Annotated in this window: 14 protein-coding genes; 6 read left to right on the top strand and 8 right to left on the bottom strand. The window is 55.0% G+C overall.

Annotation, left to right across the window (positions count from 1 at the left end):
* Positions 1-66 precede the first annotated feature (66 nt).
* Both IM314_RS03700 and IM314_RS03705 read left to right on the top strand, forming a co-directional pair.
* The gene (locus tag IM314_RS03700; protein WP_041912037.1) at positions 67-774 is read left to right on the top strand and encodes a response regulator transcription factor; all 708 of its coding nucleotides are present in this window, start codon (positions 67-69) and stop codon (positions 772-774) included.
* A complete protein-coding gene (locus tag IM314_RS03705; RefSeq protein WP_028012512.1) occupies positions 758-2,227 on the top strand; it encodes an ATP-binding protein in 1,470 nt (489 codons plus the stop codon). Before IM314_RS03700 ends, IM314_RS03705 begins: the two co-directional genes overlap by 17 nt.
* A gap of 75 nt (positions 2,228-2,302) precedes the next feature.
* On the opposite strand, the gene artJ is transcribed toward IM314_RS03705, so the two are convergent.
* The 6 genes from artJ to IM314_RS03735 form a co-directional block, all read right to left on the bottom strand.
* Complete coding sequence (gene artJ / locus IM314_RS03710; protein ID WP_193359215.1) at positions 2,303-3,034, bottom strand: arginine ABC transporter substrate-binding protein ArtJ; 732 nt, start codon at positions 3,032-3,034, stop codon at positions 2,303-2,305.
* A gap of 179 nt (positions 3,035-3,213) precedes the next feature.
* Positions 3,214-3,882 carry an arginine ABC transporter permease ArtM gene (gene artM / locus IM314_RS03715; RefSeq protein WP_028012513.1) on the bottom strand — a complete coding sequence of 223 codons (669 nt, stop codon included), beginning with the start codon at positions 3,880-3,882 and terminating at the stop codon, positions 3,214-3,216.
* A complete protein-coding gene (gene artQ / locus IM314_RS03720; protein ID WP_023310941.1) occupies positions 3,882-4,598 on the bottom strand; it encodes an arginine ABC transporter permease ArtQ in 717 nt (238 codons plus the stop codon). Before artQ ends, artM begins: the two co-directional genes overlap by 1 nt.
* A 6-nt stretch (positions 4,599-4,604) precedes the next feature.
* A complete protein-coding gene (gene artI / locus IM314_RS03725) occupies positions 4,605-5,336 on the bottom strand; it encodes an arginine ABC transporter substrate-binding protein ArtI (protein WP_008500032.1) in 732 nt (243 codons plus the stop codon).
* Positions 5,337-5,355: 19 nt separating this feature from the next.
* Positions 5,356-6,084, bottom strand: coding sequence for an arginine ABC transporter ATP-binding protein ArtP (artP, locus tag IM314_RS03730; protein ID WP_008500030.1), 729 nt, complete (start codon positions 6,082-6,084; stop codon positions 5,356-5,358).
* Between the two features lie 226 nt (positions 6,085-6,310).
* Positions 6,311-6,829: a lipoprotein gene (locus IM314_RS03735; protein ID WP_193359216.1), complete on the bottom strand. Its 519-nt coding sequence runs from the start codon at positions 6,827-6,829 to the stop codon at positions 6,311-6,313.
* A 97-nt stretch (positions 6,830-6,926) separates the two neighbouring features.
* Between IM314_RS03735 and IM314_RS03740 the strand changes: the two genes are divergently transcribed.
* From IM314_RS03740 to IM314_RS03750, 3 genes are all read left to right on the top strand, one after another.
* Entirely contained in the window at positions 6,927-7,250 is a 324-nt protein-coding gene (locus IM314_RS03740; protein ID WP_028012516.1) for a heavy metal-binding domain-containing protein, read from the top strand.
* On the top strand, positions 7,247-8,077 hold the full coding sequence (locus tag IM314_RS03745; RefSeq protein ID WP_041910667.1) for an N-acetylmuramoyl-L-alanine amidase: 831 nt from the start codon (positions 7,247-7,249) through the stop codon (positions 8,075-8,077). Before IM314_RS03740 ends, IM314_RS03745 begins: the two co-directional genes overlap by 4 nt.
* A gap of 273 nt (positions 8,078-8,350) precedes the next feature.
* Entirely contained in the window at positions 8,351-8,974 is a 624-nt protein-coding gene (locus tag IM314_RS03750) for a helix-turn-helix domain-containing protein (protein WP_028012518.1), read from the top strand.
* Here IM314_RS03750 and IM314_RS03755 read toward each other — a convergent pair whose 3' ends face one another.
* Positions 8,975-9,613, bottom strand: coding sequence for a hypothetical protein (locus tag IM314_RS03755; protein ID WP_193359217.1), 639 nt, complete (start codon positions 9,611-9,613; stop codon positions 8,975-8,977).
* Positions 9,613-11,178 carry an ExeA family protein gene (locus IM314_RS03760; protein WP_163332982.1) on the bottom strand — a complete coding sequence of 522 codons (1,566 nt, stop codon included), beginning with the start codon at positions 11,176-11,178 and terminating at the stop codon, positions 9,613-9,615. Before IM314_RS03760 ends, IM314_RS03755 begins: the two co-directional genes overlap by 1 nt.
* Positions 11,179-11,479: 301 nt before the next feature.
* Between IM314_RS03760 and gspC the strand changes: the two genes are divergently transcribed.
* Positions 11,480-12,211, top strand: a complete 732-nt coding sequence (gene gspC, locus IM314_RS03765) for a type II secretion system protein GspC (protein ID WP_041910664.1) — start codon at positions 11,480-11,482, stop codon at positions 12,209-12,211.
* The last annotated feature ends 12 nt before the right edge of the window (positions 12,212-12,223 follow it).

The following is a 12,223-nucleotide window of genomic DNA, read 5'->3' on the forward strand; positions in this document are numbered from 1 at the left end:
TGTGAACTCTGCCCGCCCATAAAATCAGGTAAGCTTACGTCATAAGAGATGAATAAAGGCTTACCCATGAAGCAGATCCTGCTGGTGGAAGACGACCACGATATCGCGGCGCTTCTGCGGCTCAACTTAGAAGACGAAGGCTACGCCATCACCCACGAGCCCGACGGGGGCAACGCCCTGCAGCGCCTTGAAAAACAGCCGTGGGATGCGGTGATCCTCGACCTGATGCTGCCCAACGTTGACGGCCTGGAGATCTGCCGCCGCATCCGCCAGATGACCCGCTACCTGCCGGTGATCATCATCAGCGCCCGCAGCAGCGAAACCGACCGCATCACCGGGCTGGAAACCGGCGCCGATGATTATCTGGCAAAACCCTTTTCAGTGCAGGAACTGATTGCCCGCATCAAAGCGCTGTTCCGCCGCCAGCAGGCGATGGGGCAGGCGCAGGCTGACGGGCAAATCCAGGCCCACGGCCTGACGATCGATCCCCTGGCGCGCAGCGTGCTGCTTCACGGCCAGGTGGTGGATCTCACCCCGCGCGAATTCGAACTGCTGTACTTCTTCGCCCGCCATCCCGGCGAGGTGTTTTCCCGTCTGGCGCTGCTGGAGCAGGTGTGGGGCTATCAGCACGAAGGCTACGAGCACACCGTCAACACCCATATCAACCGCCTGCGCATCAAGATTGAGAAGGACGCCGCCGAGCCGGAGATAATTCGCACCGTCTGGGGCAAGGGTTACAAATTTGCGGAGCCAAACCATGATGCGCCGCTTTAGCCTGAGCCAGCGCCTGACGCTGCTGTTTGTCCTGCTGATGATGCTCTGCGCTACCGTCGCCTGCGCGGTACAGCTCTACAGCAGTATGCAGTACGGCAACGCGATGGTGCAGCGGTTGTCGGGCGGCCTGGCGCAGCAGATCGTCCAGCGGGAACCGATTCTGGACGCGCAGGGCAGGGTCGACCGCACCGCGCTGAAGCCGCTGTTCGACCGGCTGATGACCTTCAACCCGAGCGTTGAACTGTACGTTATCTCGCCGGACGGCGAAATCCTGGCCGATGCCGCACCGCCGGGCCATATTCAGCGCCAAAAAATCGACCTGGCACCGGTTCAGACCTTCCTGAGCGGTACCGCCATACCGGTACTGGGCGACGATCCGCGCAGTCAAAATAAAAAAGTGTTCAGCGCCACGCCGCTGCGGCAGGACGGCGAGCTTAAGGGCTACCTGTACATCATTTTGCAGGGCGAGGAGTCGAACGCGCTGGCGGAAATGGCCTGGCATAAGGCGCTCTGGAGCACGGTGCTCTGGTCATTGCTGTGGGTCGCGCTGTTTGGCCTGCTGGCGGGACTGCTGGTCTGGTACTGGGTGACGCGTCCGGTTAAGCGCCTGACGGAAGAGGTCACCGGCCTGGAGCAGGACAGCATTAGCGCAATCAGGCTGCTCGCAGCACAGCCGCCGGATGCCGCAGCCAATGACGAAGTGGCGCTCCTGCGCAACAGTTTCATCGAGCTGGCGCGGAAAATTACCCGCCAGTGGGACCAGCTGGCCGACAGCGATCGCCAGCGCCGGGAGTTTATCGCCAACATTTCGCACGATCTTCGCACGCCGCTGACCTCGCTGCTGGGCTATCTTGAAACCCTGTCGCTCAAATCCGCCACCCTGACGCCGCAGGAGCACCAGCAGTATCTCGCCACCGCGCTGCGTCAGGGACAAAAGGTACGACATCTTTCCCAGCAGCTTTTCGAGCTGGCGCGCCTTGAGCACGGCGGCATTAAGCCGCAGCGCGAGCGTTTCGCGATGGGAGAGCTGATCTCCGACGTGGCGCAGAAGTTTGAGCTTACCGCCCGCACGCGCGAGGTGAATCTGCATATTGACGTGCCGGGCCCCTTGCCGCTGGTCAATGCCGATGTGTCGATGATCGAGCGCGTGGTGACCAACCTGCTCGATAACGCGATGCGTCATACGCCCACTGGCGGGGAAATTCGTCTGGCGGTCTGGCAGGAGAATGAACGGCTTCAGGTCGAAGTGGCAGACTCCGGAACGGGCGTGGATGCCTCGCTGCGCGACGATCTGTTCCAGCGGCCTTCGGCGCTGAATACCCAGGCATCGCGGGAGAACCGCGGGGGGTTAGGGCTGTTAATCGTTAAGCGAATGCTGGAGCTGCACGGCGGCGGGATCAGGCTGATGGAGTCCGTGAGCGGGGCGCGGTTCAGGTTCTTTGTGCCGCTGTGAGAAATTGCCGGGTGGCGCTGCGCTTACCCGGCCTACAGACCACCCCCGTAGGCCAGACCACCCGGCAAAAAGAGATTACTGCGGGAACCACTGCTCGCTGATTTTCTGGTACGTGCCGTCTGCTTTAATCGCCTTCAGCGCGCCGTTCAGTTTTTCCAGCAGGGCTTTGTTATCCGGGCGTACCGCGATGCCGAGGCCTGTACCAAAGTACTGTGGGTCGGTCACTTTCTCGGTCGCCGTACCCAGCTGCGGGTTGGTTTTCAGCCATTCGTTTACCACGGCGGTGTCGCCGAAGACGCCGTCGATACGGCCATTTTTCAGGTCGATAATCGCGTTCTGGTAGCTGTCATAGGCCACGGTTTTCACTTCAGGATGTTTGTCCTGCAGGTATTTCTGGTGCGTGGTGCCATTTTCCATCCCGATGCGTTTGCCTTTCAGCTCGTCAAAGGACTTATAAACCCCTTTCTTCGCAATCACCACCGCCGAGTTGGCGTAGTACGGGTCGGTGAACGCGACCTGCTTGCTGCGCTCCGGCGTGATGTCCATCCCGGAGATCACCGCATCATATTTCTTGAATTTCAGCGACGGGATCAGGCTGTCGAAGGCATGGTTGGTAAAGGTGCAGTCGGCCTGCATCTGCTTGCACAGGGCTTTCGCCAGGTCGATATCGAAACCGACGATCTGATTGCTGGCGTCCAGCGATTCAAACGGCGGATAGGTGGCCGAAACGCCAAAATTGATTTTATCAGCAGCGGATGCGCCAGCGGCGAAGGTGGCGAGTAGTGCGGCCAAAACTAACTTTTTCATTGTAATGCTCCCGTCTGTCTATCTTGTCATTATGCGCCGTGTCTGCGGCATGGATGTACAATGCCAGTTAATGAATTTATATGCAATAAATATGATTAAATATTGTGTGTGGTATAAAAAAAAGCGGATAAGCCATCGGGTTATCCGCTCTGGTAATTACGTTTTATGCACTCGCGTGGTTAATTTCTGCGCTCAAACGCTAACGCTTTACGCTCAATCAGTCGCATCATCAGCGTCAGCAGACCGTTCACCACCAGATAGACCACGCCGGCTGCACCGAACACCATCACGTCATAGGTGCGCCCGTACAGCAGCTGCCCGTGACCCATCACTTCCATCAGGGTGATGGTGTAGGCCAGAGAAGTACTCTTAAACACCAGCACCACTTCGTTGGAGTAAGAGGAGAGAGCGCGCTTGAAGGCGTACGGCAGCAGGATCGCCAGCGTGTCTTTTTTGCTCATGCCCAGCGCCCCGCAGGACTGCCATTGTCCTTCCGGGATGGCACGGATCGCCCCGTAAAACAGCTGGGTGGTATAGGCCGCGCTGTTCAGCGAAAGGGCAATCAGAGCGCAGAGCCACGGCTCAGAGAGCAGGTGCCAGATAACCGGATACGCCTGCAGTGACGGGAACTGGCCCGGACCGTAGTATATCAGGAAGATCTGCACCAGCAGCGGCGTACCGGTAAACAGGGTGATGTAGCCGCGCACGATCCATACCAGCACCGGCGTTTTCAGCGTCAGGATGATGGTGAAGATGAGCGCCAGGATCAGCGCCACAATGATGGACGCCACGGTCAGCGTCAGGCTGGTGTGCAGCCCTTTCATCAGCTCCGGGAAATATTCAAGCATCAGCCTGGTCTCCGTTCAAAGCGCGTCGCACGCAGGTCAATACGCTTGAGGATGTACTGACTGAGCAGCGTGATTACCAGGTAGATAGCCGCCGCCACGATGTACCAGGTAAATGGCTCCTGAGTACGGGTGGCGATGCTTTTGGTTTGCAGCATCAAATCGTTCACGCTGATCAGGCTCACCAGCGCGGTATCTTTCAGCAGCACCAGCCACTGGTTGCCGAGTCCCGGCAGGGCATGACGCCACATCTGCGGCATCACCAGACGGAAAAAGATGGCGGATTTCGACAACCCTAACGCCTGACCCGACTCCCATTGTCCCTGCGGCACGGCTTTCAGCGCACCGCGCAGGGTTTGCGACGCGTACGCGGAGTAGAGCAGGGAGAGGGCAATCACGCCGCACAGGAACGGACTGACGTCGAAGTTTTCAATCTGCATCTGCACCGGGATCTGCGCAAAGCCAAGATTGATCGTGAAGCCGTCAGACAGCGTGAGCAGCAGCTGTGAGGAACCGAAATAGATAAACAGGACCACCAGAATTTCCGGTAGCCCACGCAGCACGGTGACCAGCGCGGAGCCTGTCCAGGCGACGGGGAACCATTTGGCGGATTCCCACACCGCAAAGAACATCGCCAGCACGAGGCCGATAATCAGTGCGCAAACGGCAAGGCCGACGGTCATCCCGGCGGCGCTTGCTAAAGGAAAAATTTCATTCATCAGGAATTACTTCTGGAACCATTTTTTGTAGATGGTTTCGTAGGTGCCGTCTTTCTTCACTTTTTCCAGCGCAGCGTTGAATTTCTGCTGCAGCTCGGTGTTGCCCTGACGAACGGCAATCCCCAGACCGGTACCGAAGTAATCTTTATCGGTCACTTTGTCGCCCACTGGCGCCAGCTTGTCGTTGGCTTTCAGCCACTCGGTCACGACAGCGGTATCACCAAATACGCCGTCGATACGGCCATTCTGCAGATCCAGCTTCGCGTTCTGGTAGCTGTCGTACGGAACGGTGGTGATTTCCGGATGTTTATCCATGATGAACTTCTGGTGCGTGGTGCCGTTCTGCACGCCGACTTTCTTACCTTTCAGCTGATCGACAGAGGTGAATTTACCTTTCTGACCAATAAACAGGGCGGAGTTGTCGTAGTAAGGGGTGGTGAACAGCACCTGCTTTTCACGCTCAGGAGTGATGTCCATACCGGCCATGACGGCGTCAATACGGCGGAACTTCAGGCTTGGGATCAGGCTGTCGAACGCCTGATTGCTGAAGGTACAGGTTGCGTCGATCTCTTTACACAGGGCGTTTGCCAGGTCTACGTCGAAGCCAACAATTTTGTTGTTCGCATCGATGGACTCAAACGGAGGGTAGGAGGCTTCCGTGGCGAAACGAATGGTCTGGGCTGCGGTAGCGGAAAGGGTAACGCCAGCAAGCAGCACGGCAAGTAATACTTTTTTCATTATATTTCCCCTGACACAATCAATGAGATAAATAGTTTTTGAAGGCATCGGTTTGCGGGTTCGCGAAGCAGCTCGCGTCACCTTGCTCAACGATATACCCGTTTTCCATGTAGACCACACGGCTGGCGGTTTTACGCGCCACTTCCACTTCGTGGGTAACAATGACCTGCGTAATATTGGTTTCCGCCAGCTCGCGAATGATGCTGACGATCTGGGCGGTGATTTCCGGGTCCAGCGCCGCGGTCGGCTCATCAAACAGCAGTACCGCGGGCTCCATCATCAGCGCGCGGGCAATCGCCACGCGCTGCTGCTGACCCCCAGAGAGGTGCAGCGGATAGCGGTCGCTGTAGGGCTTAAGGCGCAGACGCTCCAGCAGCTTTTCAGCACGCGCGATGGCCTGATCTTTGCTTAACCCCAGCACGCGGCACGGGGCTTCAATCAGGTTTTGCAGCACGGTCAGGTGCGGCCAGAGATTATATTGCTGGAAGACCATGCCGACGTTTTGACGCAGTTCGCGTATAGCTTTATCTGACGGGGTTTTCGCGAAATCAAAATGGTTACCGGCGATAGCCAGCGTACCGGAACGGGGCATTTCAAGCAGATTAAGGACGCGCAGAAGGGAGCTTTTGCCTGCACCGCTTGGGCCAAGTAAAACCAGCGTTTCGCCTTCCGGGCAGTTCAGCGTGATGTCAAACAGCGCCTGGTGTGCGCCGTAGAAGCAGTTAATGCCGTTTAGTTTAATACTCATCGGGGCAGTCTTTACTCATCCAGGCAATCTATAGCAATTGAGGCCGCAGATAGTACCGTTGACAGAATAGTTATGCAATATTTCTGCGTTAAAAGTTAAATATAACCCGCATTTCCTCTTAAACATAGCACAAAATAGCGGACGGCAAGGTCGGCGAGTATAAATGTCGGCATTCCGCGTGAAATGCCGGACATTTTACGGGGGTAACATTTTTATCACTAATGATCTAGCGGTTCTCAATCGACTGGCGCAGCGTGCCGGCCGGGGCATGAACGCTTCCGCCGATATAGCGCACATCGTCCACCGCCCAGCACTGGCCTTCACGGATCATCAGCACTTCGTCCTGCCAGGTTTGGCTGCCCTGCGTCAGCTTCACGCGCAGCGGAATATTGCGGGCATCCGTGTTCGGGATGGTTGACGCGCTGGCCACCTCGGCGCTATCCGGCAGCGTGGTGCGGCTGGAGAACGGATCGGATTTCAGCAGGGCGTTATGCTGTGGATCGCGGGTGGCGTCGTTAAGCAGTTTTGCAAGATTATCGCTCAGGTACGGGCGCAGAGCGGTGAGATCATTTCCGCGATGCTGAATGCGGTAATCATAGAACTGTTGCGCCACGGTATCCGGGCCGCCGTCTATGCAGGGGCCGCTGCGGGTACCGATATCCTTAAAGGCTGGCGTGACCGTGGTAGTACAGGCGCTGAGCACCAGCGCGCAGGGCACTAAAAGTGTTAAAGCAGAGTAGCGCATGTTGATTTCCTTATTTATTAACTATCCTTTCAATCATAGCGTAACGAACCGATAATGCTGTTGCTAACGCATTGAACGCTAAAGAAGGAGAGAAAGTATGCAGTTTTCAACAACGCCAACCCTGGAAGGACAGACCATTACCGAGTATTGCGGCGTGGTCACCGGCGAAGCGATTCTGGGCGCGAACATTTTCCGGGATTTCTTTGCCGGGATTCGTGACATCGTCGGTGGACGCTCCGGCGCGTACGAAAAAGAGCTGCGTAAAGCGCGCGAAATTGCGTTTAAGGAGCTGGGCGAGCAGGCCAAAGCGCTGGGCGCGGATGCCGTTGTAGGAATCGATATTGATTATGAAACCGTCGGCAAAGATTCGAGCATGCTGATGGTGAGCGTAAGCGGCACGGCGGTGAAAACTCGTCGATGAAGCGCTCGCTTTCAACGCTCCTGCTGGCGATGTTGCTGGCAGGATGCGCCCAGGAAAAAGGCATTGTTGATAAAGGTGCCTACGAGCTGGATACTCGCCATCAGGCGCAGGCGGCCTATCCGCGGATAAAGGTGCTGGTGATCCACTACACCGCCGACGACTTCGACACCTCGCTTGCGACCTTAACCGACAAAAACGTCAGCTCCCACTATCTCATCCCCGCAAAACCGCCGACGCCGGACGGGAAGCCGCGCATCTGGCAGCTGGTGCCGGAGAGCGAGCTGGCCTGGCATGCGGGCATCAGCTTCTGGCGCGGCACCAACCGCATCAACGACACGTCTGTCGGCATTGAGCTGGAGAACCGCGGCTGGCAGAAGCGCGACGGTGTGAAAGTTTTCGCCCCGTTTGAGCCCGCGCAAATCGCGGCGCTTATCCCGCTGGCGAAAGACATTATCGCCCGGTACGACATTAAACCGCAGAACGTGGTGGCGCATGCTGATATCGCGCCCCAGCGTAAGGACGATCCCGGCCCGCTGTTTCCCTGGCAGGCGCTGGCGAAGCAGGGGATTGGGGCCTGGCCCGATGCCGGGCGCGTGAACTTCTATATCAATGGTCGTCCGCGCTATCAGGAGGTAGATCGTGCAGCCCTGCTCGACCTGCTGATGCGCTATGGCTATGAGGTGCCGGACAACGCCACGGATCAGCAGCAGCAACGCGTTATCACCGCCTTCCAGATGCACTATCGCCCGCAGGTATGGAACGGCGTCGCGGATGTGGAAACGATGGCCATTGCAGAAGCCCTTTTAGAGAAATACGGGCAACGGTAAACCTTCGGTTTGCGCCCGAATGCGCGTTTTCCCCTTATTTGTGCTTGAGATTAATCTTAAGTACAAACTCAATTCATTTTTAGTAAATTGACTTAAAATTATCCGGATTTAAGATAGACACATAGCTTGCTAAGTAAATAAAAAAAATATTGCTGGCGGCAGGCATTCTTATTTTCTCCTTGAGCCTTTCATCAGGAAAAGATTGTTGGTTTTTCGGTTTTAATACCGCGGCCATGCTATGTCTAATAAATCTAATCTTAAATGGGTATAACAATGTTAAGCATTTACGGTAAAAAATTACGTCCACAACCTGAAATGGAAGCCATTATTTCTGCCACGGAAGGTTTTGAAGAGAAAACCTTAAAGAAATGGCAGAAAATTTCCACGGCTGACTCTCAGTATATTCATATTATCGTCAGCGGCGAAGTCGAATTCCGTCGTGAATCAGACGAACTCTGCATGTTTACCGTCACCGGACAGTGCGTGTTTGGCCTCTCCGCTATTTTCTATCAGTCAGCCCATATGTACGGCCTGGTCCGCGCAAACACCGTGGTACGCAGCATCAAAAAAGAGGCCTTCGCGCAGCTTATGACCGAGAAAAATCTGTGGCCTGAATTGACCAAAGTGCTCTCCTGGTACATCTGCCTGCTGAGCAAACGCGATGATGTTCTGGTCGCCCGTAGCGCCTATTCTGTGGTCCGCGAATTCCTCTACGAAATTAATGAGCTGATTGTTCACCAACAGCGCGATATTAATATCTATGACTATATTCAGGAATATACCAACCTGGCCCGCAGTACCATTATTAAAATCCTCTCCGACCTGAAAAAAGGTCAATATATTGTGGTGGAGAAAGGTCGTCTGCTTAACCTCACTACGCTGCCTGAAAAATATTAACTACTCCAGCCGGTCTCCTTTTTTACTCAAAGGAGACTGGACGTGATCGTTATGCAACAAACTGCTTTGCGATTGATCCTGCGTTTCGTCAACCGGCGGCGCGGGAATTTTGCCTTGAGAATAATCCTGCTCTTGTTCTTTTAACGCCTGCTTAAACAATTCGGCTAACGAAGCATCTTCACTTCCCGACGACGCGGTGGCGTTTTCGTGCGCCTCGGTACCCGGCAGGGTATCACGCGAGGTATCGTGCCCGGCATCCTGCGGCACGGTGCTGTCAGGGGCCTGCTGCCAGTCAGCATCATCTGTGCTTATCGGCAGATCCTGCATGGGCGGCATCTCTTCCCGTACCGGCGCCGGTTTAGGATGCGGATGCGGGAACGGTTTACTCACGTACACATAATGCATATCGGAAAGCTGCGTTTCCGGTTTAGCGACGCTCGCTTTTACCGGTTCAGGGGCCGGGTGGCGCAAATTCCAGTAAATATGCGCGTACAGCCCTGCCATGACCAGGGCGCACAAACCCAATACCCATAAAAAGGTATGACCGCAAATTTTTCTCAGGCTGGGGAGGCGGTACGAAAACCAGATCGCCTCTCCGGTGGTATAGCTGCGCTGAGCCGCAAGACAGATGGTAGACATTAGGAATGCTTCTCCTGCGTGTTGGCGTCCGGTGTGGCATGCGTGGCCTGAATCAACACGCTCGGCGTGGTATGGGTTTCACGCATTAACTGCATCAGCGTATCTTCCCCTGGAATACCATCCACATGCAGATGCATTTTTTGCTGGAACTCGCGGGTGCGTTTCATCATCTCAGCCGTCCAGGTCTGAGCATGGGTTTCAGGCTGGCCAAGAGCCAGACTCAGCGCCTGATCCAGCCAGCCCATGTCTTTCGCATCGCTGGCGGCGCTGATGGCATCTTTGCCTTCCGGCGTCAGGCGATGCAGCTGGGTAAAGTTACCGGTGGCATGCTGGTTAAACCAGCTGCGGCTCACCTGCCAGGTGCGGTTATTCATCAGCAGATCCATCGAGTCATCGCCTACGCGGGCGACAACAGCGTAGTTAAGGTGGTTACCGGTTTTGAGTTCACTGACCCACGGATAACCCTCCTGTGCCAGCGTATCCGGTGACGCGTTGCCCTGTTTACACATCAGATTGACCTTCCCGGCGTTCTGACACAGCGCATCATCCGCGGAGGCGTCATACCCCCACATCAGGTACAGCTGGTGCATCGCATCCGGCTGATTAACCATTTCATTGTCGATAACCGGCACGACAGGCGCGTCGGCTTTTGACTTCTGCTGTTTCCAGCTCGCCGGTACGGGAAGCTGAATCGGCAGTTTTGCATTGATTGAGGCGGTTAAATACCATCCGCAGGCGGCGAACAGAACCGAGGCGAACAATCCCACGGTCGCCAGGCGCTTACCGTGTTTTTTCGCCGGGAGGATCTCGCCTGCCGCCAGGCGTAAATGACGCGGGCTGACCTGCGCTGCACGTTCGGTCCAGGCCGCGAGCATTGACAGGTGCGCCAGTTCATTCAGTTTGCTGATGTTGCCTTTGGTCAGCTCGTGCATCTTGCGCACGCGCGCCGGGGTTAGCGGCGAATTCTCGCACCCGTGTTCTTCACACTGCGCCTGCACATAGCTGAGAAATTCCCGGCAGGTCAGGGGACGCAATGTATGACGGGTATGGGCATATTCGCTAAGTTCAGATGGGTGTAAGAGGGCGGCTTCCTGATCCGCGCTGCCCATCAGCACGATGGACAGACGGAACTCCAGCTCCTGAGCACGCGTAAGCAACATCCCCAGCACCTCACGGCAGGTCTCCTTCATCGCTTCCGCGTGACGGATGACCAGGGTTTTGCTGCGGTTTTTTCCGCCCTGCCACTGATGCAGCACGGCATCCACCGCCTGAATGCGGCTCTTGCTCTCTTTCGTTCCTGGGTTGAGCTTGTACAGCAGGCTACTGGCACTCAGCTTAGGAAACGCGTTGATGGCAATGGCGCCAGGAAGGCTGGCCTTCAGCGCATCGCTGAAGTGGCCCAGCAGCGATGCGTCGTTGCAAAAGAGCCCGATAATTCCCGCCACCTGGCTTTTCTCTTTCAGCAGGTTGAATACGTCCTGATGATAAGGCACCAGAAAATCGCCGGAGAAACCCGTGATTGTTCTGAATGGCGGTTGTTTAAATTTAAAGTGGCTCTGATACATAACGACTTACCGTCTCTGATTAGGAATAGCAACAGGACGAGAAAGTAAAGCAACGCCACAGGGTGGTCAATTTGCGCACAGGGTAAAAATATCCAGTTGCAATGACCTAACATCCCGATTTTATTTGGTCAATAGTTTTTTTTATTAAAGTTAATGGCGAAGTCGATGGTCGTATTTACGGCAGTTAATTACTATTTTTCACACATATTGGCGCAGCCCGACGCTGCTTATTTCCGCTTTGCTAAAGGCCAGATGAAAAATGAGGTTCTCATTTCTGTCACGGTGGATAACGCCTTGTATTATGTTTGTGCTGTTAATTTTTTGCGGCCAGCAAGGCTATCTGACGTTTAAAGATTATAAAAAAGTTACGAATAAGTTGGCTAAGTCTGATGAACAGCCGCTGAAAAATCGTCGTGAAGAAAAGACATTTACTCTGTTCACGGCTGCGGTGCGTCAGGATAACTTACCGGCTGCCGCGAAAGCCCCGCTGGCAGCGGAAATTGAAGGAATTGTCAGCAGTGACGATGCCTGGCTCTCCTTTGCGGTGATTAAAACCCCGGCAGGCCAGCGCAGCTATCGTGAAGGCGAGCCGCTGACCGGTTTTAACGATGCTTTTATTCAGGAAATTAACAAAGACAATGTGGTGGTTAATTACGAAGGTGCTACGCAGGTACTGGCGTTAAATAAGCCTGACTATTTTAAGGGCGGCGTTGATAGCGGCCCGGTAACCAAATCGACGAAAGATGCAGGCGCGGAAAGCGTGCATCTGGATGATTATCTGGTGTTAAAACCGGTAATCGAAAAAGGCCAACTGGAAGGCTACAACATCAATCCAAGGAATGCCTCAGCGTTCTTCAGCCATTCCGGGCTGGAAAAAGGCGACGTGGCTGTGAAAGTCAACTCTGTCGATATGACCGATGAAGCAAAGGCAAAAAGTATTATTGCCAACTGGTCGAAAATGAAAGAAGCGGAGGTCGTCGTCAGACGTCACGCTCACCTTGAAAATATTCGGGTTAATGTTCTAAACAACTAACAAGTGTACAGA

The sequence above is a fragment of the Enterobacter cloacae complex sp. P42RS genome (assembly GCF_014930595.1).
GTDB lineage: Bacteria > Pseudomonadota > Gammaproteobacteria > Enterobacterales > Enterobacteriaceae > Enterobacter > Enterobacter bugandensis.